19 protein-coding genes, 3 pseudogenes and 1 other annotated feature are annotated in these 25,520 nt (G+C 39.0%); of the genes and pseudogenes, 3 read left to right on the top strand and 19 right to left on the bottom strand.

The window, feature by feature from the left end; translation table 11 throughout:
* Positions 1–264: 264 nt before the first annotated feature.
* From BMZ99_RS20880 to BMZ99_RS20900, 5 genes are all read right to left on the bottom strand, one after another.
* The gene (locus BMZ99_RS20880; RefSeq protein ID WP_090942362.1) at positions 265–1,575 is read right to left on the bottom strand and encodes an amidohydrolase; all 1,311 of its coding nucleotides are present in this window, start codon (positions 1,573–1,575) and stop codon (positions 265–267) included.
* Between the two features lie 86 nt (positions 1,576–1,661).
* Positions 1,662–2,501: a MetQ/NlpA family ABC transporter substrate-binding protein gene (locus BMZ99_RS20885; RefSeq protein WP_245755088.1), complete on the bottom strand. Its 840-nt coding sequence runs from the start codon at positions 2,499–2,501 to the stop codon at positions 1,662–1,664.
* Positions 2,502–2,526: 25 nt separating this feature from the next.
* Positions 2,527–3,186, bottom strand: a complete 660-nt coding sequence (locus BMZ99_RS20890) for a methionine ABC transporter permease (RefSeq protein WP_090942368.1) — start codon at positions 3,184–3,186, stop codon at positions 2,527–2,529.
* Positions 3,183–4,205: a methionine ABC transporter ATP-binding protein gene (locus BMZ99_RS20895; protein WP_090942371.1), complete on the bottom strand. Its 1,023-nt coding sequence runs from the start codon at positions 4,203–4,205 to the stop codon at positions 3,183–3,185. The genes BMZ99_RS20890 and BMZ99_RS20895 overlap by 4 nt, the downstream gene beginning before the upstream one ends.
* 244 nt (positions 4,206–4,449) lie before the next feature.
* Positions 4,450–5,337 (bottom strand): LysR family transcriptional regulator, encoded by an 888-nt coding sequence (locus BMZ99_RS20900; RefSeq protein WP_217645123.1) that lies wholly within the window; start codon positions 5,335–5,337, stop codon positions 4,450–4,452.
* A gap of 170 nt (positions 5,338–5,507) precedes the next feature.
* On the opposite strand from BMZ99_RS20900, the gene BMZ99_RS20905 reads away from it, so the two are divergent.
* On the top strand, positions 5,508–6,407 hold the full coding sequence (locus tag BMZ99_RS20905; protein ID WP_090942377.1) for a PhzF family isomerase: 900 nt from the start codon (positions 5,508–5,510) through the stop codon (positions 6,405–6,407).
* Here BMZ99_RS20905 and BMZ99_RS20910 read toward each other — a convergent pair whose 3' ends face one another.
* The 4 genes and pseudogenes from BMZ99_RS20910 to BMZ99_RS27630 form a co-directional block, all read right to left on the bottom strand.
* Positions 6,408–8,426 carry an OPT family oligopeptide transporter gene (locus tag BMZ99_RS20910; protein WP_090942380.1) on the bottom strand — a complete coding sequence of 673 codons (2,019 nt, stop codon included), beginning with the start codon at positions 8,424–8,426 and terminating at the stop codon, positions 6,408–6,410.
* Positions 8,427–8,768: 342 nt separating this feature from the next.
* On the bottom strand, positions 8,769–9,875 hold the full coding sequence (locus BMZ99_RS20915; protein ID WP_090942384.1) for a Coenzyme F420 hydrogenase/dehydrogenase, beta subunit C-terminal domain: 1,107 nt from the start codon (positions 9,873–9,875) through the stop codon (positions 8,769–8,771).
* Positions 9,876–9,888: 13 nt separating this feature from the next.
* A complete protein-coding gene (locus BMZ99_RS27625) occupies positions 9,889–10,344 on the bottom strand; it encodes a DMT family transporter (protein WP_407670199.1) in 456 nt (151 codons plus the stop codon).
* A gap of 135 nt (positions 10,345–10,479) precedes the next feature.
* Positions 10,480–10,838 (bottom strand): annotated as a pseudogene (locus BMZ99_RS27630) (EamA family transporter); the annotation flags it as partial.
* 131 nt (positions 10,839–10,969) lie between these two features.
* Here BMZ99_RS27630 and BMZ99_RS20925 point away from each other — a divergent pair.
* Positions 10,970–11,842: a LysR family transcriptional regulator gene (locus BMZ99_RS20925; protein ID WP_090942387.1), complete on the top strand. Its 873-nt coding sequence runs from the start codon at positions 10,970–10,972 to the stop codon at positions 11,840–11,842.
* An 84-nt stretch (positions 11,843–11,926) separates the two neighbouring features.
* On the opposite strand, the gene BMZ99_RS27180 is transcribed toward BMZ99_RS20925, so the two are convergent.
* From BMZ99_RS27180 to BMZ99_RS20965, 8 genes and pseudogenes are all read right to left on the bottom strand, one after another.
* Positions 11,927–12,160 carry a helix-turn-helix domain-containing protein gene (locus BMZ99_RS27180; protein WP_245755091.1) on the bottom strand — a complete coding sequence of 78 codons (234 nt, stop codon included), beginning with the start codon at positions 12,158–12,160 and terminating at the stop codon, positions 11,927–11,929.
* Positions 12,161–12,268: 108 nt separating this feature from the next.
* Positions 12,269–13,915 (bottom strand): annotated as a pseudogene (locus tag BMZ99_RS20930) (2-isopropylmalate synthase); the annotation flags it as partial.
* A 66-nt stretch (positions 13,916–13,981) separates the two neighbouring features.
* Positions 13,982–14,209 (bottom strand) — a binding site (T-box leader).
* A gap of 241 nt (positions 14,210–14,450) precedes the next feature.
* A complete protein-coding gene (locus BMZ99_RS20935) occupies positions 14,451–15,401 on the bottom strand; it encodes a bile acid:sodium symporter family protein (protein ID WP_090942390.1) in 951 nt (316 codons plus the stop codon).
* Between the two features lie 94 nt (positions 15,402–15,495).
* Positions 15,496–16,137 (bottom strand): annotated as a pseudogene (locus tag BMZ99_RS27185) (histidine phosphatase family protein).
* A 212-nt stretch (positions 16,138–16,349) separates the two neighbouring features.
* A complete protein-coding gene (locus BMZ99_RS20950; protein WP_090942398.1) occupies positions 16,350–17,066 on the bottom strand; it encodes an alpha/beta hydrolase in 717 nt (238 codons plus the stop codon).
* A 269-nt stretch (positions 17,067–17,335) separates the two neighbouring features.
* Positions 17,336–19,879 carry a PEP/pyruvate-binding domain-containing protein gene (locus tag BMZ99_RS20955; protein WP_090942401.1) on the bottom strand — a complete coding sequence of 848 codons (2,544 nt, stop codon included), beginning with the start codon at positions 19,877–19,879 and terminating at the stop codon, positions 17,336–17,338.
* A gap of 17 nt (positions 19,880–19,896) precedes the next feature.
* Positions 19,897–21,330, bottom strand: coding sequence for a DHA2 family efflux MFS transporter permease subunit (locus BMZ99_RS20960; protein WP_175490641.1), 1,434 nt, complete (start codon positions 21,328–21,330; stop codon positions 19,897–19,899).
* A 92-nt stretch (positions 21,331–21,422) separates the two neighbouring features.
* On the bottom strand, positions 21,423–21,881 hold the full coding sequence (locus BMZ99_RS20965) for a MarR family winged helix-turn-helix transcriptional regulator (protein WP_217645124.1): 459 nt from the start codon (positions 21,879–21,881) through the stop codon (positions 21,423–21,425).
* Positions 21,882–22,628: 747 nt separating this feature from the next.
* Here BMZ99_RS20965 and BMZ99_RS20970 point away from each other — a divergent pair.
* Complete coding sequence (locus tag BMZ99_RS20970) at positions 22,629–24,404, top strand: sigma-54 interaction domain-containing protein (protein WP_090942409.1); 1,776 nt, start codon at positions 22,629–22,631, stop codon at positions 24,402–24,404.
* Between the two features lie 183 nt (positions 24,405–24,587).
* On the opposite strand, the gene BMZ99_RS20975 is transcribed toward BMZ99_RS20970, so the two are convergent.
* Entirely contained in the window at positions 24,588–24,878 is a 291-nt protein-coding gene (locus BMZ99_RS20975) for a hypothetical protein (RefSeq protein ID WP_090942412.1), read from the bottom strand.
* A gap of 405 nt (positions 24,879–25,283) precedes the next feature.
* Positions 25,284–25,520 (bottom strand): IS3 family transposase (locus BMZ99_RS20980; RefSeq protein WP_139214810.1); only part of this gene is annotated, 237 nt, incomplete at its 5' end.

The following is a 25,520-nucleotide window of genomic DNA, read 5'->3' on the forward strand; positions in this document are numbered from 1 at the left end:
TTCCGCAGGCAGAATAATCCATTTCAGCTATACAAATCCCCTTAACACATGTCTCAAATCAAAAAGCCAATTCCCTTACTGTAAAGGAAATTGGCTTTTATGCTGTCTGAAGACGTTTATATAAATGAGATAAATTATAGGGTCAGGCTTGAGTTATTTCAAAATTGACTTATTACATTCTTAACGTTTAACTAACTCTTGCCAAATCCTTGTAATATTCGCTGGGTCATTTTGTACTTTAGCTCACTGTGCAGGATCAAGTACTTATTCATCAAAAGAATCCATGTATCTGAGATATTGTTCTTTTGTAAATGTCGGCTTATATTCAGCACAAATTCTTTTTGCCCCCTCTGCTCCATTTCGCAATAATGCGTAAGCGGTAAGAGCAAAAATTTTAGCGGTGACAATGTATGCCAATTCTTCATCTTCCATACTAAAATCAACGGTATGGAGACCGCCTCTAATACCGCCTGTTTGAAAGCGAATGACCGGCTGCAGGTGCTGAACATCACCAATGTCGGTTGATCCTCCGCTATGTTGCTTAACATTCGCTTCAACCACTTTATACTTTCCGGCAATTGCATTGGCAGCTCTTGCAAGCTCAGGATATGCCTCACTAGAAAGTGTCGGCAAATATCCTGGCAGAGTAGTAATTTCACACTTTGCGCCAATTGCATACGCTCCTGCCTGAAAGGCCCGATCCGTCTTTTCCGAAGCATCAAGTATTGCATTTTTATTTTTTCCCCGCACTAATGTTTCTAAAACAACCTCATCTGGCACTACATTGACCAAATTGCCGCCTTTTGTCATGATCGGATGAATTCTGACCGTATCTTCATCACGAAAGGTTTCTCTTTGATAAGCCAAAGCAGAGAGGCCTAGAGAGGCTGCATTTAAAGCATTTATTCCGTTTTCCGGGCAGGCGGCCGCATGAGCGGCTTTGCCATGATAGCGAATAACTTTTGAAACAAAACCGTTTCCCGTAATTCCGCCTGTTACAATATCATCCGCCCTTATATGATGCGCAATGCTCAAGTCAATATCATCAAAAGCACCCTGCCGGATTAACTCGCACTTTCCGCCGCCATATTTTATCTTACCTTCTGCCCGCAGTTTATTTTTAAATTCAATCTCTCCATATTCTTCCGCCGGAGTCGAAAAAAAGATCACCTGACCATCCAGCTTCTCTTTTACCTCAGAATCGCTTAACGCTATAGCTGCGCCGATAACACCGGCAAGCTGGGCATGATGTCCGCAGGAATGAGCAGCCTGCGTCTCTTGATTTGCGTATTTATGTTCAGGAATACGCAGCGCATCTAATTCTCCAATTAATGCTACGCTGATATTTTCTTTTCTTTCTGGATTCAGATAAACCTTAGCGCCTGTAATTGCTAATTCTTCCTGAATCGGCAGCTGCAATCCTTTCATAAAACAATTAAACTTTTCCGCCGTTTTAAACTCTTTATAACCAAGCTCTCCATGTGTATAGATATCTCTGGCAAACTCCACTATTTCTTTCCGGTTTTTCTCGATGAGTTCAATAATTTTTTTCTCCGTATCATCTAAATGAAGCATGATTACACCATCCTTTTAGCAATCAATCAAAAGGCCATATGTGCATGATTCTATCATGCACATATGGCCTCCAGCTCTCTATCAACTCACTGTGATTCTTTCGGCACATACCACAAGCCTTTATTATTGGCCTTCATGTACGCTTTAAACTCGTCTGAATGATAGGCTGCAACGATATCCTTCACCCATTGCGCATCCTTATTTTTGTCCTGTACTACCAATTGCAGCAGCAGATATGGCAGAATATCCTCTGTCAGCAATGCCGTAGCCGGGTCAATTTTAGCATTATACACAATAGATCCGGTAATCACAATAAAATCAAAGTCAGAACGAACCGCCGGGATATTCAGTGATTTCATTTCCGTAAACTGAATATTATAGGGGTTTTCCACTATATCCTGCTGTGTTACCGCAGACAAATCCTTGTCTTTTGCCAGCTTGATCCACCCCGCCTTTTGCAGCAAAGCATACGCCCTCGCCGTATTTGACGCATCATTCGGTATTGCAATCCTTGCCCCATTGCTAATTTGGTTCAAGGCTGCTTTTGCCCCCGGATAGATGCCTGCCGGCACTGTCGGAATGGGACTAACCGCTGCTAAATGGCCTTTTTGCTTTTCATTAAAATTATTCATATAGGCAGTGTGCTGCTCCACATTGAAATCAACCTCGCCTTCATTCAAAGCAACATCTGCCTGCAATAAGTCCGACATATCCTTAGCCGTAATCTTGTAACCCTTCTTTTCTAAAATCGGTTGAACAGCCTGCTCAAACAATTCGGAGTACGGCCCCTGAGACTTGCTGAAAACCAGCTCTTTCTTCGTATTACCAGCTTTAGCGCTGTCGCCGCTGCTGCCGCAGCCTGCCAAAAATATGGTCCCCAGCATAGCTGCCAATAAAAACACTGCAATCTTTTTTACATTCATCATAAAAATCCCCTTTTCTCTATCTTTTTTAATGATTACGTACTTTAGAAGAAAAATAATTCCCGAACGACTGGATGATCTGGACAAATATAATTAATACAATTACGGTAAATAACATAAGCGGAAAATTCAATCGTTCATAACCATAGGTCAGCGCCAAATCACCTACGCCTCCGGCTCCGATAGCACCTGCCATAGCAGTCGCCCCGATGAGTCCTATCGTACCAATGGTGACCGATAAAATCAACGATCCATAAGCCTCCGGCAGCAGAAAATACCATACAATTTCAAAATAAGACGCTCCCATGGCCTGGGCCGCTTCCACAATTCCTTTATCTACTTCCAGAATTGAATTTTCAAACAACCGCGTCAGATATGGCGCAATAAAAACAACCAAAGGAACTAATGCCGCTGTTGTTCCCACTCTGGTTCCCACAATTTCTTTCGTCAGCGGCAAAATAAATACCATTAAAATAATAAATGGAATACTCCGGATAATATTGATAACGGTATTTAACACCGTATATACATATTTATTCTTTAAAATACCGTTATCATTGGTTAAAACCAGCGTCATCGCCATCATCATGGCAAGAACTGAACCGATTGCCAATGAAATGGAAACCATGTAAATTGTCTGCTGCGCGGCCAGCACAATCTTAGAAAATGGAACACCAAGCTCCATCATATCATCACCTCCTGCCAACTAAGCTGCTGATTCCGGATATAATCCATTACTCTCTCTATTTCCGGACTCTCTCCGATAACCTGAATAACAAAAATCCCCAATACTGTTTGTTGTAATTCATTGACTGAAGCAAACAATATGTTTGTCTCAACATCAAAATCCTTATTGATGCGATACAATACATTGTCCCTTACATTTTCACCCAGGAACTGCAGCCTAAGAATTTTATAATTTCGTCTATCACCCTGCAGTTTCTGAACAATACTGTCCGGAATTTTATCAGCAATGACCGTCTGTACAAACTTTTTTGTTATCTCTTGCTGTGGATTACTAAATACATCAAGAACAGAACCCCATTCAATTACTCGTCCATGTTCCATAACCGCCACTTTGTTGCAGATGCGCTGGATTACATGAATTTCATGGGTTACGATAAGAATGGTAATCTTCAGCTCGCGATTGATTTTTTCCAACAGCCGCAAAATAGAATCTGTCGTCTCCGGGTCCAAGGCGCTTGTTGCCTCATCACACAATAGAATCGACGGGTTGGTAGCCAACGCCCGGGCAATACCAACACGTTGTTTCTGGCCGCCTGACAATTGATTTGGATATGCGTTCACCTTATCTGATAAGCCTACAAATTCCAGCAGCTCGGAAACTCTTGCCCGAATTTCTTTCTCTCCTACACGGTTCAATCGTAACGGAATAGCGATATTGTCATACACCGTTTTTGAATTCAACAAATTGAACTGTTGAAATATCATGCCAATACGTTTTCGCACTTGCCGCAATTCAGAAAAAGACAGTGTATTGATATCTTGTCCGTCTACTTCTATTCGTCCGCCAGTCGGCGTCTCCAATCCGTTCACCATTCGCAGTAATGTAGATTTCCCGGCACCGCTAAATCCGATTACCCCGAATATATCGCCGGCTCGAACTTGCAGAGATACATGGTCCAACGCATTTGTCTGCTGTTTTTTCATCGTAAATGTTTTACTGATATCGATAAAATTAATCATTTCCATAACTCCTAATTATCAATGCTTCCACTAATTCTCAGCCTCTTTCGTTCATAAAACGACTCAAATACAAAACAAAAAAGGCCGAGAACGCTTATACAAACGTTCTCAGCCTTCAGTTATCTGATCAGCTAAGTAATATGTATTAAGATACCACATTTACTTCCTTCCTGTCAACTATCTCCAAGCTGCCTTTATCAGATACATTTCCAGACATGCATCACAATTGGATTGGCAAGCATTGTCATTCAATGATAAAGGTGGATTGACTAAAGTGAATTTCCTGCTCAATCAGTTTTATGAACTCTTTTAACACTGGAGAAAGCCACTTATTTTTATGATAGATAAGTTGAGTACTAATTTTATCTTCCAAAGATAAATCAAGCGCAAAGAAACTCATCTGTCCAGACTGAACTTCCCGTTGAACAGTGCTATAGGGCAAAATGCTAACTCCAGAGTTTACCACTATACTTTGTTTTATCGCTTCTATGCTCAGCGCTTCAATTCTATTTTTTCTTGAATCTAAATAAGCGCCTAAATATTTCTCAAATACATTCCGATACGTGCAATCATTTTTAGGATATATGAACACAAAATTCTTATTTTTCAAATCATCTAATGACTGTAGATTTTGACCTAATCCCACTATCCCCATTTTTTCTTCAACCAAATCGATCGCTGCTACATTCGCAGTGTCACGCGGCCGCTGCATGACAAATAATAAATCGATTTCTCCTGTTAATAACTTGTCAACTAGCTCAGATTTCTGACCTAAGACTTGAATGATCTTTATTTGAGGAAACGTTTGTTGAAATTCATTTATAATTGGCTGTAATCGATATAACGCGATAGATTCCTGCGAACCGATTCTGATGGTACTTTCATTAAGATTTCTGCTATTTTTCAATGTTTCAATTTTTTCATGTGCCTTTACTATGACATCGGCAATAGAAAGCAATTCATTACCTAAATCAGTTATTACGATATTTTTGCCTATTCTCTCAAACACTTTTCCATTCAATTCTTTTTCGATCGCTTGAATATGTATGGTTAACGTTGATTGAGAGTAGCGCAATTCCTCACTAGCTTTTGTGAAACTTCCCAATCGTGCAATTGTTTTTAATGTGATCAAATGTCTAATATCCATGGTACACCTCGAATTCTTGCGTAATTTTCTCACAAGACATTCCCTATTACTGTTTTTAATACTTACATTTACTAATTTGAATTTTACTTATATCTAGTTTACCACTACTATAAAAAGTGAGAAAGCTAAATTACAAGCTTGAGGAGGTATAAGTAATGAAAACATATACCGTTTATCAAATTGATGCGTTTACATCCGAAAAATTTAATGGGAATCCTGCTGGTGTCATCACCAATGCACAGGGGTTATCCGACCTTGCTATGCAGCGTATCGCACGAGAGCTTAATAATTCTGAGACGGTTTTTATTTTTCCACCTGATGATGCAAGTCACGATGTCAGACTGAGATATTTTACGCCTACTACTGAAGTACCATCGTGCGGACACGCCACCATTGCCGCTCATTACGCTCGCTCAATCGAAAATCAACTCAGTTCGAAAAGAGTCATGCAGAAAATTGGGATTGGTATTTTGCCGATAGACATTGTAAAAAATAGTTATTATACAATATGGATGACACAAGGAGCGATCGAATTTTCTGAGCCTCTTTCTACTAAAGACCGTGAAGTACTCTTATCATCTCTGGGTCTATTCGAAGGGGAAATAGACGAACGCTGCCCAATTCAGATTGTTTCTACAGGGCACTCAAAAGTAATGATTGGAATAAAATCCATAGAAAAGCTTCATCGCTTAACTCCTAATATGAGTATGCTAAGTACCTTAAGTACGTCTATTGGCTGTAATGGTTACTATGTCTTCACGTTTGCATCCCGCCCCAGCACGATTTTAACCCATGGCAGAATGTTTGCACCGGCTATCGGTATTTCCGAAGATCCTGTAACGGGAAATGCGATTGGCCCACTTGGAGCCTATCTTGTTAAACACAGATTAGTTGAACATGACAGCTCCTTGTTCTCATTCACGGGGATTCAGGGAGAGGCTATTGGTCGTGCTGGAATTGTAGATGTAAAAGTAAAAATAGAACATGGTGAACCAACACAGGTTCAGATAGGCGGTACAGCTATCATTGTGTTTAAAACCCAAATAGAAATATAATCATTCCTCGCAGGATTTTGGTTTAGCAGCATACCAGATATAATATGAACACAATAGGACATACATAACCAAGGACCAAATTTCAGGATTATCAGTATGACCCCAAGGGAGTTCCGTAAAATCATATCCCATTACACGCAGACAGGCACTGAGTACTCCCAAAAGGGAACCACCAGCAATAAAACCCGAACTGACTAGTACCCCACGGTGCTGGCGTAGTTTATTGAGAAGTGCATCATCGCTTCGGTGAGAAACTACATAAGAAATAATTCCACCAACTAAGAGGGGAATCGTAAGCGCCAAAGGCATATAAAGTCCTAGGCCAAATGCAAGGGCAGGTACTTTCATCATATCCAAACAGATAGCGAGTACAGCACCCACAAGATATAGCACCCAAGGAGCCGATTGCCCAGACATTAATGGATCAATAACCGCTGCAATGGCATTCGCTTGTGGTGCTACTAATGATCCCGGTCCAGAAAAACCAAAACTACTTGCCAATACCAGAATTACACCCGCTGCAATAAAAGCTGAGAATACAACATTCACCAATTTCCAGATTTGCATTTTTTTCGGAGTAATCCCAAGCCAGAATGCAGCCTTCAAATCACCAACAAAACAACCTGTCATAAATAAGCAGGAACAAACAACACTGCACATGAGCAAAACAACCATAATACCTGCATTACCTATTAAGCCCGTGCTTACCATAGCTTGTGCCCCAATAATCAATGTCAGCAGGGTAAGACCTGATACAGGCTCTGATGCGGTAAAGGCGATGGAGGTCGTACCAACAACCGAAAAGAGAAATCCGCCAATTATTAATACAAAAGTAATTGCAATTGACTGTAGCCAAGTATCTGCATAACCAGCTTTGATCAGAATGGCAAAAACTACGCCAACCGCAGCGACTGCCCCAACAACCCAAGACATCGGAAGATCACGGCGGGTGCGCAGCACTTCACCGTTATGGCTGTTAGTCTTAATGATTCCTACCAATGCCTCTTTGAAAGCAATACCGATAAATGGTGCCATTTTGATGACACCGAGTATACCAGCCATGGCAAGGGTACCAATACCAATAAATCTCACATAATTGCGAAATATCTCTTCCGGCGACATATCTTTAATCAATTTTACTATATTTGTTCCCACTGCAATCGTTTGCCCATCAGCAAAAAAATTGAGAAAAGGTATCAAACACCACCAGCCAAACATAGAGCCCGCAGCGATAATGGCAGCATACCGCAAGCCAGTCATATACCCCATCGCTACTACAACAGATTCGATGTCAACCGCAAATAGAACCTTATGTTTGCTTGCTAGCTGCTCACCAAAGGCGCAAAAACGCGAAGTAAATATGGAATTCCACCAGCCAAAAGAGTTCGTCGCGAAATCTGCTAAACCACCTACAATACTACTATAGATAAGTATTCGTAAACTGTCGCCGCCTTTTGCGCCAGATAAAAGTATTTCCGTTGTTGATAGTGAACCAGGAAACGGATATTGCCCATGCATATGCACTACAAAATAATTTCGTAAAATAATTGCAAAGGCAATACCAAGAACGCCACCCATGATTGTTGTCCAGACTAATTGATTATAACTAACTTGTAATTGCAGAATAAATAAAGCTGGCATTACAAAAATGACACCTGAGTTAACCATTGATCCAGTAGAACCAATACATTGCATCAGGGTATTTTCGCCCAAAACATTTTTTCGTCCCAAAACAGCTGCTAGACCGATACCAATAGCAGCAATAGGAACATCAGAGGTTACACCCTGACCGATTTTTAGTGGCATGTAAGTAGCTGCCACTGTAAAAATTGCTCCAAGCAGTATCCCTAGAGCTGCAGAATACACAGTAACTTCCTTATATTCTTTGTAAGGCGACAAAATAGGTTCATACTCCTCACCTTCTTGAAGCGGCGTAAAGGCGTTATCTGAAAGCGCACTTAACGGTTCTTCCTGCTCTGAAGGCACCTGTAATTTTTCTGTTAACTGTGATTGAGCCATAAACTTAATCCTCCTTTATTTATGTGATTTATTGTTTCTTCATTATATCTGCACAAATTATGCCAAAGGTCTACGTAATCTAAAAGAATTGAAGTTAAAGGTTTCTCTAATTGAAGGTCTTATTCCCAAAGGCTTAGACCTGCCTATAGAAATTCTTAAACCACTATCATAGCAACTCTTCCAATTATGGAATCAGACTATTAGCATAATTATTCCGAAAATAGGATAAATCAGCATTATTACAACCTATTTATTAACCTAATTAAAATTTTTAAAATTACATACTCAATAAAAAATCGTCCTTACCCTCAAACATTCTGAGGATAGGGACGATTCATTATTTTATTCTATTTTCCCAATAACATAATCAAATCCAAAACGCTTGTAATCCTCCCAAAAAAGGGTACGGTTTTCAGGAAATGGAGATGGCTCAGATAAACGCTTCTGTTCCTTTAGTGACTCTTCCTTTGGCCGCTCTTCCATAGATAGATCTTGCCGACATTGCTCCAAAAGGTCTGTTCCTTTGGGAGAGTTCACTATAATCACTGAGACCCCTAACGGATCAAACCATTCAGGGCTGTATTTCTCAATTCCCCAATAATCTGCAATCGTCAAATCTGAAGCGCGATGAATATCAGTAAAGCGGCACTGTGAACAAGAGGGACGTGTAATAGCACCAACTTGAAAAAACAACTGATAAAAGCGATCATCCGCTTGTATCTTTGGGCTTTTATCTGTAGCAAATAAAAACCCTTTATTACTATTCGCACGGCTCCAACCGTCTTTCTTCGAACGAAATTGTACATGGACAAGCTTTCCACCTTTTTCTCGTTCAAGCACCCCTTTGTACTCCTCCCAGATTAATGGGCTTGGAATACTGTGACAAATCAAATCGCAAATATACAACCTATCGATAAGCGGCGAACTGCCTATAAATCCGCGCAGCCCCGCAGCCTGGCAAGGGGTGCCGGTAAACAAAACCATGCGCCCTTTTTTAAGATCGGCTTTAATCTGCGCATAGGTGTTCCCCATGTCGCTTTGCACATATTTAGAAATCCGCATCCTGTCCCGCTGCTCGGGGGTTTGTGCTCGCTGGTGAAGAACATGAAAGTCCTTGTCATAATCCGCACCGTAAATAACGCCGTTTTGCCTGAGAATCGCATCAGAAATAGCAGTAAATACACCTCCAGATGTTGACTGCCGCAAAACCTCTTGTGAATGATGGCGCGCTACATAAAAACGGGGAGTATCACTTTCTTTGAAATTGCCTTTACGTATCACTGGGCAACTATCGGTACACCTGCCACAAGCAACGCAACGGCTTTTATCAATTTCCGGATATAAAAAGCCTTCTTCATCCGGCTTCATCATTATAGCATTTTTAGTACATACTTGCTGACAAGCACTACAGCCGCAACAGTCCTCTTTATTAGAAAATACTGCTATCATCCTTTTGACCTCCTTAGGAATGTTTATATACTTTCTTGGGAAGAAAATTACGAATTGACAATTTTATCTTTTGATTGGTAATGTATACGCCTAAAATTACTAAGCATCCACCTAAAACAATATATATCGTAATTTGCTCCTGAAAAACAATAAATCCCGCAAGGGAAGCCATAATAGGGTTAAAATAGTTGTACGCTGCCGTTTTTACAGCTCCAATTTTGGAAACCCCTACATACCAGATAAAATACGAATAAACGGAGCAAAAAGCAGCAAGATACACCGCTGCTAAAATCGTACTCCAACTCACTGCCGAAAGCTGCTGCCATAAGGATATTTCAGCCAGCGATGTGGGAACAAATGCAAACGGCAGTAATAAAACTGTGCCAAAGATGTGTATATAGGCCATAGCAACAAACGGACTGTATTTCTCCAGTACTGTCTTTCCCTTAAGGGTAACCCATGCCCACATCAGCGCATTTACGATAATTAAGCTATCACCAAAAAGTGTTTTTTGATGATAAAGACTACTAATTTTCCCTTGCGTTATTACTAATAAAACCCCAATAAAAGCAATACTGATTCCTAAAAAGCTGTGCTTGTTTACATCTTCTCTCTTAGTAAATAGACAAAACAAAGCAGCAAAAATTGGGCTTGTCGCCATAATAAGACCAGCATTTGTACTGGTTGTATATTGTAAACCAGTATAATGAATATAGTAAAAGAAAGTGATTGCCATTAGACCAAGTAAGAAAAACTGAGGAACATCTTTCTTATCAAGATAACCTCTTTCTTCTTTAATAAAAGAATGAGACTAAAAAGCAGAGAAGCAATTATAAATCTTACAATCACTAAATTTAATGGCAGCAAATCTTGCATTCCTATTTTAGCGGCAACATAGGATGTTCCCCAGAATACTGGTACTGTCAGTAAAAGCAGGTGTATGTTACTAAAAAGTGACTTCATTTTTCCCTCCAGAGTGCCTACTTATAAACGTTATTATTGCTATTTCTTGAATTATAACATATAGGAATATATAATAAAATTATCAAGATTATATATATGATATAGCGAAAAAGTATAGTTAGGAGTAGATTATGGATATCCGAGAGATGAAGTATTTTTATGCCATTGCTGAGGAAGGAAATATCAGTAATGCATCCAAGCGACTCAATATCGCCCAACCTGCACTAAGCAGACAAATGAAGCAATTGGAAGATAAACTAGGAGTCCAATTGTTTGAACGTGGCAGCCGCAGAATAAAACTGACAGAAGCAGGGCTATTAATGCGTGAGCGGGTAGAACAAATTTTAGATTTAGTTGAAGGTACAATGAATGAAATCACTGAACTCCATTCTGGTGCAGCCGGAACGATTTCGATCGGTACAGTAACTACCTCGGGGGCTATTTTATTGCCAAATTTGATTGATCAATTTCATAAATTATATCCCAATGTCACCTTTCAATTATGGGAAGGTGATGGCTTTCGCATCTTAGAATTATTAGATAAAGGAATTATCGAAGTTGGTATCATACGCGCCCCATTTGATTCAGCTATATATGAATCAATTACGCTGCCTGATGAACCGCTAGTGATAGCTATGAAACGAGACTCTGGTTCTGGAGAAGATTCTGAGAATATTCGACTGAGTGAGCTTAATCATCAGCCTCTCATTATTCCAATTCGATGGAAATCTATGTTTGTAGAATGGTGCGCTAAAGCTGGATTTAAACCGAACATTGTATGCTTATGCGACGGAATTATCATGAATATATTATGGGCTAAAATGGAGATTGGCATGGCGTTAGTCCCTAAATCTGCAGAAGGACTTATTGCAGATTCAGCCTTGACTTACAAAACAATTGTTGAGCCTACAGTATCCACACAAACGATAATTGTCTGGTTACGAAACCGTAGATTATCTGCGAGCAGTAAACACTTTATCGATTTGCTAAGAGATTTGATTTAGATTTATGCAGACTGGCATTGCTTTTTCGTTATAACGATACCCCCATTCGTAGTTTTAATTTCCTACGAATGGGGGTACTTTAGACTACTTCCTATTACGAAACTGAACTGGCGTCGTTCCATATTTTTTCTTGAATAATCGATTGAAATGTTCTACGTTCTGATAACCTACGCTATCGGCAATCTTTTCGACAGTCATACTTCCACTTCGCAAAAGAGTACAAGCTTTTTTCATGCGGACATTTCTAAGGATTTCACCAAATGTCCCTCCGGATTTTTCTTTGATATATTTCGATAGATAGGGAACCGACAGATGCATCTGCTCTGAAAGTTCCTCTAAAGTGACAGTTAAATAATTCGTTTGGATGTAATTTATGATTTCATTAATTCTTTCATCCCTACATTTATCTTCCGCCTGTATTTCGTCTAATTGATTGACAGCCACTACAAGGGCATCAATCGAAGATGTAATAATGTCATCATCAATTCCAACACCCCAGAATAATTTGCTGTTAAAGCTAACTCCAACATAGGAAACCGCCTTGGAGGAAGAACCTTTTGAAAGTGCATGTTCTTCATAAATGGCTAATTCATAATGGATGTCAAAATATTGTTTAATTGCATTGCTTACAGCATCCAAGCGCCCATTTCCATTTCCTACAATCGTTCTAATCTGACCCTTATGATTTATGATAACTTGTGCCATAATGCCATCCATTTGTTTGAAGTGAAATTCTTCTATGTGAAAATACGGAGTATTATTCACATATTTCTCTTCAAATATTTGATATACCCATTGCGGTGATAATTCTTTGTGTTCCCTGTCAGAAACACCTTTCACCGTGTAACCCACGTCTTCTTTCATCTTAGCAGGAATAGACATTCCATAATTTCCTTCTAGAATATAACCAATACCGCCTTTGCCTGACTGGCTGTTAATTCTAATGACATCTGAATCATATTCTCTACCAACATCCTTAGGGTCAATCGGTAGATACGGAACTGACCATGAATCCGTTTTCTTTTCTGCCCTGTAATTCATCCCTTTAGCAATTGCATCTTGATGGGATCCAGAGAAAGCGGTAAATACGAGTTCGCCAGCATACGGTTGGCGAGCATGCACTTGCATGCGAGTTAAAAGTTCATATTTCTCGCATATTTCTGGCATATTGCTAAAATCAAGTTTAGGATCAACACCATGTGAAAACAGGTTCATTGCCAATGTAATAATATCAACATTTCCTGTTCTCTCTCCGTTTCCAAATAAGGTTCCTTCAATTCGGTCGGCGCCAGCAAGCATTCCCAGCTCGGCATCACAAACACCGCAGCCTCTATCATTGTGAGGATGCAGGCACAATATGACGGAATTCCTGTATTTCAAATTCTTATTCATAAATTCAACTTGACTTGCAAATACATGAGGCATTGCATTTTCTACCGTTGTTGGCAGATTAATAATTGCTTTTTTATCAGGAGTAGGTTTCCATACATCCAGAACCGCATTACATATTTCTAGTGCATAATCCACTTCTGTTCCAGGAAAGCTCTCTGGGCTGTACTGGAATGAAAAATTGCCAGATGTCTCTTCTGCTAATTTCTTTAATAACTCTGCTCCATCAACCGCAATCTGCTTGATTTCTTCCTTACTTTTTCTAAACACCTGCTCCCTCTGTGCAACCGATGTGGAATTATATAAATGAATTACAGCATGAGGTGCGCCCTTAACAGCTTCAAATGTTTTTTTAATAATATGTTCTCGAGCTTGTGTTAGTACTTGAATAGTTACATCTTCAGGTATCATGTTTCTCTCGATCAGTGCCCGTAAAAAATTATATTCCGTATCTGATGCCGCTGGGAAACCTACCTCAATTTCTTTGAAACCAATGTCCACCAGCATCTGAAAAAAATCTATTTTTTCCTCCAGGCTCATTGGTTCGATCAGTGCTTGATTTCCATCTCTTAAATCAACGCTGCACCAAATTGGGGGCTTATCGATATGATCTTTCTTAACCCAATCATAAGATACTTTGGGTGGCATAAAATATGCCCTTTCATATTTTTCAAAATTCTTCATAATACCCTCCTTATTTCACCGCATGCAACAAAAAAATCTTCCGTCCTATAATTCATAACAACGAATTATAGAGACGAAAGACAAAGCTCTCGCGGTACCACTCTATTTCATGATCAACATACACTCATCGGCACTACTCATGCCTATCCCTGTAACGGAGGACTTCCGTCATGACCTACTATCTTTCAGCCAGAAGCTCCAAGGCGAGTTCACCACATTTCTTATACTGTTTCGCATCACCCAACAGCTTTCTGAAATCAATTTGTGGATACTATTCCTTTTCATAGCTTTTCATATGAAATCAATTATTAAATTATCCAATAAAAAAATCACGCCTAAGATTATTATAGCATTTCACAGGCATTTCTAATCCCTAATTGGATAATACCATATATCTTTCGTATTGCGTAGTGATAAATTTAATCAGTTTTATTGATCTTTTTTAACATTTTACTATTAATCATAAAATAAAGTGAAAGAAATATGTCCCACAGACAGAATAATCCCTTTCAGCAAATTCAATTCCCGTAATAAGTTAGCTTGTTTGGAGTCGTTTGTATAAATGAGATACAATTGTCGCGAGTGGCTGCTGATACAAAATAGCCAGTGTCATAGGAACTGCTACCCTTGGCGGAAAATAAGTGAGTGCAATGACGAGTCCACAAGCGTTATTACGGATGCCCACATTAAAAATCATCGTTTGTATAATACTCTGCGTTCTTTCTTTTAATGCAAATGATCCTAGGTATCCGACAAAGAAGCTTGCTGATACAACAAATAAGGTAACAAGTAACGTTTTTATTATGGAGATGTCCCAATTTATTTGTGGCATTACGACAGCCGAATTAATTAGGATAACCAGAAAAAGTGCTCCTTTTGATGTGGCACCCCCAATGCTTCTAGCGAAATTTACACTCCTTCCCTTTGTCCAATCATGCAGAAACATACCGATGAGACTAGGCAGCGTAACCATGAGCATAAGATCGATAACCATTTTAACATAGCTAATGTCGATGGTTTGACCAACAACAATATGGAAAAATAATGGTAATACTGTAGGTACAATAAAAGTATCCAATGTTACTGCAACAAACGATATGCCTAAATCACCTTTGATTAGCGAAGTCCAAATGATGGATGTAACCCCAATTGGAATGGAAGAACCGATTAGATAGCCTAGACGAATGTCAGGATCATTGGGGTAGAAGATCATGCCAACCGCCCAAGCTGTCAACGGTGTAACAAAATGAACTAAAATCAGCACCCATATAGGAATCCATGGCTTCTTTAGCACGGTAGTGAACTCCTTAAAACTTGTGCCTAACGCGGTAATAAAGGTCATGTAAGCGAATAAGGCCACTACAATTAACCGCAGAATCGGGGAATCAGCAATAGGAAGGAAAATTCCTAAAAATAGTCCTGAAAGCACTACAATAAACATGTTTTTGGATAACCAATCATTTAATTGAATAAAAAAAATCGTCATTTAAACCTCCGTGTAGGGCTGTTATGCTATACTTCACTATCAAGCAATGTTCCTATTTTATATCAATTCACTGCTTTCTTACGAGTAGCCTACATCATTCCCATTTCATAATTTCACAATTTTCAAAGCGTGGCAATTCCCTAAAACAGTTCATAAGAGATTTTGAATCTTCTCCTTTAGAATTGTTTAATACCCACATAGCCCTCATAAATTGTGCATGAGTAAACATGACTATAAATCCGCTTTTCATTTGACTCAAACGTTCAATGGCAGTCTGTGCACGAGACAGAAGCATCGTAAAGCTTTCTGCTCCCTCGCCGTCTATATAGTCAGGATCAAGTCGTTCCCAATATTCATTTACCCTTTCTTTGCGTTCAGCAGCAGTTGTACCTATGCAGGTCTCTGGAGATAAATAGGTAAACTCTTCTACATTCCACACCTCACGCCTGACGTTGGGAAAACGTTCCATTGTCGGCTCTGCAGTTTGCTAGGTTCTTAAAAAAGGTGAAGTAATAATCAAAATAGGTGTTTCTTGAAAGGATAAACTTATCTGTTTAGCTTGTTCCTGTCCATCGACCGATAATGGAATGGTTATATGATTTTCAGTAGCTGCTCCAGCATTAGCTGTACTTTGTCCATGCCGTATTAACCAGACCTTTTTAACATCATCAAACTGAATTTCTTTTTCTATCTCTTTTTTGTTAAACAAAGTAACCTCACATTCCTTTCTATCCATTTATTTAGTAGGCTGGCAACTCCATACAACCAGCCTACCATCCAATACGCAAAAAATCTGACTTTATTCTTATAAAAAACCACTTTATGGCGTCTCTTATTATTCGATACTACCATATAGTGGCTTTTCATTCAATCACTTATTATTCTACCGTCATTGACTTCTCCACGTTTCTTTGCCTCACCTCGTTCACAGCCGCAAAAAGAACTTGCTCAGGACTTGACTTGAAAAACAGTATCTCTCAGCCACTGCCTAAAATATTGCAATTGTTCGTCTGTATGGAAATAATGTTCCCCATTTTCCAGCACTTGCAATTTGCTATCGTAACGTTCAACAAAATCGGAGGCTACATCAAACTCAGAAAGATTGTCATCTGAACCATAGAGAATCTCAGTTGGTTTATCCCATTTATTGATAGGATTGGATTTTACATAACAATAATAATCCCAATAGAGGGTTTGCCCTATTGGCGTTTCGACTTCTTTTTCGATTTTTAATCTATCCTCACTTACATTGAACCATAGCATCATATTATTTATGATGCGCTCCATGTTTAGTACGGGAGAAAGAAATAAGCTTTGTTCGAGTGGCAAATCCTTATATGTAAGCAGGCTGAAATATGCCCCAATGCTACAAGCAAACAAACTTATATGACTTGAAATCGTTCGTGCATACTCCATGATAGTAGTAAGGTCTCTAACACAGTTTTGAACTTTACAGGCATACTCTTCATCCTTGCGGTCCCCGTGTTCAGGTAAATCAAAACTCAGCACTTGATACCTTTTGGCAGCCGCCTCTTCTGCAAAGGCTACAATCACATCATCTTCTTTACTGGACATATTTCCATGGACAGCAATAAATAGTTTAGCCGATGGCTCTCCCCATAAAATTGCAGGAATGCCTTGAATCCTCAAAATCGTCTTTTTCATAATGTTCCTCTCCCATAAAACAAAGTGTTTGCCGTATTTGGAGTTTTTTTATAGCAAAAATAAAGGGGAGTGAAATCACTCCTGTAAGGTGAAAAGAAAAATTGAACAGATTCCTTCATCATAAGCTTATCTGTTCAAACTTTCAGAAGACTATTGTTATTTCTCTTTCCAGATTGCTAATCCCTGCTAAAATTTTACATGGAATTGTTTATATTACAATAGATGCAATAAACTAAACAAACATGTTGCCCGGTGTTAGTGCTGCTCTTCTACGCTAGCACAGTTATGATTCCATTTGTGCCATCTACACGTATCATTTGTCCATCTTTTACTATATTTGTAATGTTAGGTATATCTACTACGCAGGGTATTCCATATTCCCGCGAGACAATTGCAGCATGGGAACCTGCACTTCCGATTTCAGTGACTACTCCGTATGCTAACCTAAAAAGCGGCGTCCAAACTGGGGCAGTATAGGGTGACACCAGGATATCGCCCTTTTTTAGTTTATGGAATTCAGATGGTCCTCTTACTATGCAGACTGGGCCTTCATACACTCCACGACTTGCAGAAATTCCCTTAATTTCGTTTGGATCCTCCATATTTTTAGCTTGTTTTTCTTTTTTATGAAATACAGGAAACGATCCGGTAGATATCATCCAATGAATTCCCTTTTCATGGGCAGCATAAACCTTTTTATAAGCACTTTGCCTTTTTGCAATCTTTTCTTTACGATCTAATTTTCCCGCTGAGAAAGGCCCTAATTCTTCCAAGAAAAGAAAGAATATATCATTCGCTTCGCATAGGATGCCCTTTTCTTTAAGCATACTTCCAAGCTGTAAACTTAATCTGCGCACACAGGATGTAAGTTTTTCTATATAAAACAAACCTTCTTCTCGAATGATCACTCCTTCTCTGGCTAGATCAAGTATTTTAAGAAAGTTGTCATATTGTTTTTTATTTAGCAGTTTCTTGATTTCATTCTTTGCCTCTTCAAGGGCAATTTCTTGCTTTTTAAAGCTTGCCTCGGAATTGAACAGCTCATTGTCAGTCAATAATGAATCAATGAGATTATAAACGACTTCCGGTTTTTCTCGCCATGTATAAGCGGATAGGGTAGGAGCCATACTTGCCGAAGGTCTATCGCCGTATTCTGCTAAAAATGCATTAAATTCATTTTTAAATTCAGTGCTGTCTTTTCCATACAAAGCTGCCGCATGTGCAACTTTGACCAATGATTTATTCTGCAGAGCCGTTCTAAAAGGCAATGCTTTAAGCAGGTTTTCTTTCATCTCTTCTTTCCGTTTTTTTCCTACGGCTTTTTTGACTAAATAGTCAAACTTTAAGTCGATAACGATATTAGGTACGAAATCAGATATCCTTTTTTGAAAAAGAATTCCCATTTCGGTTACTGCCTGATTAATCAACTTTGCTAGTTTTACTGCATCCGTTGTATTCTCTCCTTCTTCATCCATTCTTTTAATCCACAAATCTATTTCGTTAGACAAGGATTGCCAAAAAAATCGAATGTCCATGGTGTATTCTTTAATGAATAATTTTGGTACTTTCCATAGCATCGCAAGAGAGAATCCCGCTTGTTTAAGATCAATAGCAACGCAGCCACTTTCTCTTTCGACAGGTCTCATCGGACTCTTAGGCAGACTAAATCCTACTTCATTGTACAAATAACTGTCAAAACCTTGATAACAGGAACAAAGGTAAGCAAAATCCAAGGGCGTCGGAGGTTCTGAACAATGCTCCATAGCACTTTGCAATCCCCAGGGAGCTTTTTTACCCTGGAAAACGATTTGATCATCAGGGCCTAAAATATCCGTATCTTCAGGGACGGATAACTCAGTGGTGATCGGTCTGGCTTGGAGCATATAAATTTTTCCTTGTGAAAGAGCCCATTCTGTGTCCATCGGGCATCCGTAATGCTGCTCGACCGCTTTAGCAAGGTCTGTCAATTGCTGAAACTCACAACTGCTAAGGCAGAATTCTTTCCGCTCTTTTATTGGTACTTCTTCTAGCACCGTGCCGTTTTGGGTTAGCAGAATTCTTATTTCTTTGGAACCTAAAATTCGTTCTTTGACGCTTCCGGATTTTGATAAGATGAATGTATCTGGCGTTATTTGTCCGCTTACAATCGCTTCTCCCAAACCATACCCAGCGCTAATAAGCATTTCATCCCGTCTGCCATTGACCGGATTTGCCGTGAACATGACCCCAGCAGCTTCGGCATCGATCATTAATTGGACAACAACAGCCAAGTCTACCTTGAGATGTTCAAATCCCATGCTGATGCGATAGGATATGGCCTGGGACGACCAGAGACTGGCCCAGCATTTTTTTATATGCCTAATGATCTCATCGATTCTGCAAATACCTAGATAAGTTTCATGCTGTCCCGCAAAGGATGCAGAGGGTAAATCTTCGGCTGTAGCACTCGAACGGACTGCAACCAATAAATCAGATCGGCTGCTCAGTTCTTTAGAAAAGCTAGCGTATGCCCTTTTTACGTCTTCCTGCACCTCATTAGGCATAGGAGACTCTTCAATCCATGTAGAAATGCATTGACTAGCCTCAGTTATAGCAGAAATATCATTCTCAGCGATGTTTTCCAGTTTAGCTTTTATCGGCTCTTTCAGATTTGCAGCTTCTAAATGGGCGCGGTAGGCCTCTACTGTGACTACAAATCCAGAAGGAACAGGAAGCCCCGCCTGGATTAACACCCCTAGATTTGCACCTTTGCCACCTGCAATTGCCAGTGAATCTTTATTCAGTTCGGTTAAATTATTTGTATATTTTGACACATAATTCACTCCTCGTTTTATGCTTTTCGAGCTTTTATTATTTTTTGATCTTTCATAAACATGACCGCGCTAATGGATAAGAGAATTGTAATTAGGGTTAACATCATCGCGTAATTCAAGGCAGCATTATAAGCTTGTTGCTGCAAAATGTCACTTGCTTGTTCAGTAATTCGGTCAGCAGAGTGCAGGCTGTGATTTTGGATTTGTGTTGTTAAAACGGTTATACATAGTGCCTGATTGATCTGTTTTATGGTATTTTGCAGCGCCGAGGCTCTGCCGACAAGATGGCCGGGAACAGCGTATATCCCGGCAGTTCCAACTGGTTGCATACAAAACCCCATACCAAGCCCTCTTAATGTGGATAACAGTAGGATGGTTTCCACAGAGGTGTTCATATCTAGAAAGCTCAGTTGATAAGTGGTCACGGCGACGATGAAAAGACCTGGTACTGTCAATATTCTGAGTCCAACCTTGACTAGTAATCTGCCGCTTATGGCTGACGAAACGCCTGCGGCTATTGCTGAAGGAAAAAGTAATAAACCTGCGTCTAGTGCACTAAAACCTCTTACTTCCTGTAAGTATAAAGGAAGGATCAGCACGCCTCCCATAAAGGCAAGTCCGTGTAAAGTCTGAACGATCTGGCTCACTGTATAGTTGTATATTTTAAAAACGCGTAAATCAAGCAAGGGCTCTTTAACAGTCAGTTCATTTACAATGAAAACCACTGTACTGATGAGTCCGACAAAAAGCAGTACCAAGTTTTTTATATTATCCCAGTCTATCGAGGCGCCTTCGCTAAGAACATAGAGTAAACTCACAATGCCGATCACTGAAGAAATAAATCCGACTATGTCAAAACGTTTAAATGGCTTGGTCGGAGAATTTTCCAATGAATAACTTGCTATTATTAGGCCTAAGATTCCAAGAGGAACGTTTACAAGGAACATCATCCCCCAATCCATGTTTGCAATGATATATCCACCGATGGTTGGCCCCAGAGCCGGACCAAACATTCCTACAATTCCCCAGTAACCCATCGCTACACCCCGTTCTTCATGAGGGAATACAGTGAAGATAATGGTAACTGCAACCGGCATAATCATACCGCCACCGATTGCCTGAATGATTCTAAACAGTACCAATGAAGTATTACTCCATGATAATCCGCATAGCATCGAACCCAATGTAAACATGGATAAAGCGAAAATGAATACTTTTTTCGTGCCGAAAATCTCGATCAAAAATCCCGTCAAGGGAATTATTGCCGCTAGTGCTAAGGAATAAGCTGTTAGTACCCACTTTACCTCCCCTAGACCAACATTGAACACAGACATCAGTTTAGGAATTGCAATATTTACAATGCTTGCATCTAACATAGTCATAAATGTACCTAATATAATCACTGCCAGAGCCAGCCACTTGTCTGCAGGCTCCATCATTTTTATTTGCATTTTGTCCCTCCATCTAAATTGCAACAATAATCTAATCATAGAATTCTAATAGTTAGAATTCTAATAATTACTTTAAAAAAATCAATTTGGATTTACTCCAAATTGTTGTTTATTTTGGTTAAAAGGCGAAGCAATGTTTCTATCTCATCATCGGTAAGACTTTTTGTAATGTCATCTTCTATTTCCTGAAATTTTTTATCAAAGCTTCCAACTAATTCTTTTCCCATTGGCCTGAGGTATACTCTTTTTTCTCGTTCATTGTTTTCAGGGATTTTCCTTTCAATAAACCCCTTTTTTTCAAGCCCCTGAAGCATGCTCGTCATCGTAGCATCTCGTTTATTAAAGAAATCTGCTAAATCTTTCTGTATAACTCCTTCATTTGAATTGATATAACCAATGGTTTGTCCTTGCTGAGAAGTTAACCCATATTCGGAAAGACTCTTGTCTGCTTTATTCTTCATTTTAAAGGTTATCGCTCTAAAGAGATAAGAAAAAGGTCTATTCGTCCAAGAATTGTTTTCTGCCATTCTTTCACTTCCTTTTAAATCCAAATATAAATTGAATTCGTTTATGCAATCATACTAACAGTTAGACTTCTAAATGTCAATATTCTAATTTTTTTATTTGTTCTTTATTATATTTGATAAATCTCACCCCATCCGGTCTGCTTTTTTCTATTAGGCATTCGACCTCTGTGCATCAAGCAAACTGAAGACTTTGCTTTAGGTCTCTCATTAATGGCTACTGGATTACATATAACAGATAATATTTTTTATTCCCTGAAAGATTCCATGGTAATTACGATAACACACCATTTCCAGTTTAAGATATTAGCAGAATAAATAGTATCAAAAGGCTGACCCCAGCCATATGATGATTATGTGTGTTTGTATATATTCCTTATTTTATTGCCTTTATATTCATTTTTATGGTATATTAAATTTGGGGAGAAACACGCTCACGCATGTACTTGCATATTAATACAAAATCATCCTACTGCCGAGCAAAGATTTTTTTTTGCTCGGCCTTTTGATTGTTGTCGTTTTATTTTGAACAGGTTGCATAAAATAGCTTATTACCAAGAAACTAGAAAGAACTTTCGAATACACCTTTGTATAGAGAGGTAAATTCCATTCCTTCGTGAGGTGGATTCTTTTGCTAATGTTCAGTTGCAATTACAAGTACCTTATCGTATATTCTTCAAACAAAAGTTTTTGTAACACTAAAACCTATTCGATAGAAAAAGGACACGCCCGGTTAAACATTACGAGATATGGACTTTTAAAGGAGGGCCTTCAATGATGGAAAAGAAAAGCCTTGTAAATAGTATTAAAGATATGGCTACTCGTAGTAGCCGCCTTAGAATCACGAGTAGAAACACTCTGGTAAAAAATATGTTTCAATTCCTTCGTAGCCAGACTGATTTACAATGTGAACTGCTACTTCTCTGTACAGAGCATGGCTTGATTTTAGATTTTTCTACATTGGATTTAGACTGTGATATTTCCGGATATACAGTTCCCGTTGATGCTCTATACGCTCATCAGGATAGGCTATTGTTTCATGATAACTTAAAGGGATATATTATCATTTCACTTAATCAACAGAAATTAGTGCCTATTATTAATCATTTGCAGAGCGATATAGACGCACTGTTAAAGATGTTCGATGCGAGCGAAAGACATAATCAAGATTTACTGAATTGCTTGGATTCAGTGCGAAACGCAATTTCTATATATGATAAGGATGCTAATTTACTATTTGCCAATAATAAATTCTGCACGGATTTACACATAGATGACAGGGATGCCGTAATTGGCATGAATATCCATGACGTAATAAATCACGCTGGAATTAAAATTCATCCTATGGAGAATAATTCAAGTCAATTAAAGATGTTGGACGTCTTAAAATATGGCGAAGAGGTCTTAGATTGGGAGGTAAGGATAGAATCGCAGGCTACTCCTAATGTGGCTCAAATTGTTTCCAATGATATGTATCCTGTCATAAACAAGAATGGTGAGGTTGAAGGAATGGTGGAGCTTACTCATTCCCGCCATCAGGATATGAAGCGAGCAAAGAAAATTGTGGGGCTCTCTGCAGAATATTCCTTCGATGACATTATCGGCTCTAGCCCTGCCATAAGAGAGAAAATTAAACAAGCGAAGAACTTTGCTAATAGTCCCTTTAACTTTCTTATAACAGGCGAAAGCGGAGTGGGCAAGGAGTTGTTTGCACAGTCTATTCACAATTATAGTGCAATGAAAAAGGGACCTTTTGTTGCATTAAACTGTGCAAATTTTTCTGAGGGATTAATTGAAAGTGAACTATTTGGTTATGTCGGTGGCGCATTTACAGGTGCATCCAAAACTGGACAGATGGGTAAGTTTGAATTGGCTGACAAGGGAACGCTATTCCTAGATGAAATTGGTGAGCTGCCCTATCATTTTCAATCCAAGCTGCTTCGTGTTCTTGAAACCTGGGCGGTTACGAGAATCGGTAGCTCGCGGCAAATCCCAGTAAATGTACGATTGATTGCGGCCACAAACAGAGATTTAGAAAAAATGGTATCTGAAGGGCTGTTTAGAGAGGATTTATACTATCGTTTGCAGGTATTAAGTATCGAAATCCCTCCATTGAGAGAACGCCGAGAGGATTTATTGCTGTTGGCTGAGACCTTTTTAAAGCAGTCTATGAATCCGAATAGTGGTGCTCTAAAGACCTTAGATGCAGATGCCCAAAAAGCATTGCTGGAATACGATTGGAAGGGCAATGTTCGAGAGCTCAGAAATGTTATTAACCGAGTAACTATATTATCCAAGACAAATGTGATAACGAGGGACATACTTGAGGCTTCTATACATTCCAAGGGATATATGCTAAAGCATAGTACCAGTGAAGCACCTGAGGATAGGTTAAACAAAAGGAGAATGGAGGTCGATGCCTCCTATGCCAATCTCCTTAGGGAAGTACTTGATATTACTCATGGCAATAAAAAGCAGGCTGCAGAGCTGCTCGGTGTATCGAGAAAGACCTTCTATCGAATGCTGGAAAAATATAATGGTTGCTGCTGATCGTACACCGTAAGCGTCAAACCTACACAAGGACATTAAAAGAAATATCAATATGGAGCAACAATCCCAAATATAAGATAAATACCGAACTGGCAATAACTAAGCCTATTGTGCCCTTAATTGAATAAGGGAACAATAGGCTTAGTACTATTTTAAAAAACGACTTCCTTCTGTTTAAAAGTGCTAAGGTATTCCCCGCTGGGGCAATTCTTTGCCTACCTTTGAATTAATATTCAAAATCTTATCAAATAAATTTACTAAATAATTGTTTTCTTCATCACTTAGATTCATTTTATTATTAGACTCTATATTTAAAGAATAGAAAGAATCAATCAAACGTATATTTGAAGCTTCAAAAGGTTCTTCCCCAGAAACACTTAAATATATTTCAATTCCGTCATGTAAATGGAAATCCACTTCATCGCTCTTTCCAATACAATGATTAATAGAATAGCTTTTTGTATATACATACACCTTCCTCTGTTATATATTTCATTCCAAAATCACCCCTTTCCTTCAAGTCATCTGTTAGATCAATAATGGAGTACTTTTGGATGTTAAATACCCTCAAATGACACCTTTTATACACATTCACTGCTTTAAGTGTGTCTTTAGGGATACTGACCTTAGTACTTATAACGAGTTATCTTATGTTCACACTGTATTCTTTTTTATCTTCTCAAGATATTTGCAGCCCATTCAGACGATCCAAAATCCTTTTCCGGTTTTATCTGGTGATGACGAGAAATTTCCTTTAGAATCAAACGAAAAAGCCGCCCCCCCTTTTAACCTAGGTTGAAGTGCCCCCTGTCAAGTAGACAGTATAAAAACAAAAAGTTTTATGATGCCAATCATTGAGTTGTGGTTGGCATCATTTTTTTATGCGGCTGTATTCAAAAGATACTGTCTATACTCTAGTGGAGTCATACAGTTGAGCCTCTTTTGATATCGATGATTATTGTAGTACTCTATGTATTCGTTGATCGCCTTTTCCAAATCGTCGTAGGAATTGAACTTTTTAAGATAATACATCTCTGATTTCATCATTCCCCAGAATGCCTCCATAGGACCGTTATCTATGCATCTTGAGACCCTGGACATGCTTTGTGTCATGCC

Origin of the sequence: Pelosinus propionicus DSM 13327 (genome assembly GCF_900114615.1) — a bacterium.
Taxonomy (GTDB): Bacteria; Bacillota; Negativicutes; order DSM-13327; family DSM-13327; genus Pelosinus; species Pelosinus propionicus.

What these genes read in the sequence shown, in the direction of transcription:
- BMZ99_RS20895 (WP_090942371.1), bottom strand. Translation starts at nt 4,205, where the DNA reads ATGATTAATTTTATCGATATCAGTAAAACATTTACGATGAAAAAACAG.
- BMZ99_RS20880 (WP_090942362.1), bottom strand. Translation starts at nt 1,575, where the DNA reads ATGCTTCATTTAGATGATACGGAGAAAAAAATTATTGAACTCATCGAG.
- BMZ99_RS20970 (WP_090942409.1), top strand. Translation starts at nt 22,629, where the DNA reads ATGATGGAAAAGAAAAGCCTTGTAAATAGTATTAAAGATATGGCTACT.
- BMZ99_RS27180 (WP_245755091.1), bottom strand. Translation starts at nt 12,160, where the DNA reads ATGCATCTGTCGGTTCCCTATCTATCGAAATATATCAAAGAAAAATCC.
- BMZ99_RS20890 (WP_090942368.1), bottom strand. Translation starts at nt 3,186, where the DNA reads ATGATGGAGCTTGGTGTTCCATTTTCTAAGATTGTGCTGGCCGCGCAG.
- BMZ99_RS20915 (WP_090942384.1), bottom strand. Translation starts at nt 9,875, where the DNA reads ATGATAGCAGTATTTTCTAATAAAGAGGACTGTTGCGGCTGTAGTGCT.
- BMZ99_RS20935 (WP_090942390.1), bottom strand. Translation starts at nt 15,401, where the DNA reads ATGACGATTTTTTTTATTCAATTAAATGATTGGTTATCCAAAAACATG.
- BMZ99_RS20910 (WP_090942380.1), bottom strand. Translation starts at nt 8,426, where the DNA reads ATGGCTCAATCACAGTTAACAGAAAAATTACAGGTGCCTTCAGAGCAG.
- BMZ99_RS20885 (WP_245755088.1), bottom strand. Translation starts at nt 2,501, where the DNA reads ATGATGAATGTAAAAAAGATTGCAGTGTTTTTATTGGCAGCTATGCTG.
- BMZ99_RS20905 (WP_090942377.1), top strand. Translation starts at nt 5,508, where the DNA reads ATGAAAACATATACCGTTTATCAAATTGATGCGTTTACATCCGAAAAA.
- BMZ99_RS20960 (WP_175490641.1), bottom strand. Translation starts at nt 21,330, where the DNA reads ATGCAAATAAAAATGATGGAGCCTGCAGACAAGTGGCTGGCTCTGGCA.
- BMZ99_RS20950 (WP_090942398.1), bottom strand. Translation starts at nt 17,066, where the DNA reads ATGAAAAAGACGATTTTGAGGATTCAAGGCATTCCTGCAATTTTATGG.
- BMZ99_RS27625 (WP_407670199.1), bottom strand. Translation starts at nt 10,344, where the DNA reads ATGTGGGCATGGGTTACCCTTAAGGGAAAGACAGTACTGGAGAAATAC.
- BMZ99_RS20925 (WP_090942387.1), top strand. Translation starts at nt 10,970, where the DNA reads ATGGATATCCGAGAGATGAAGTATTTTTATGCCATTGCTGAGGAAGGA.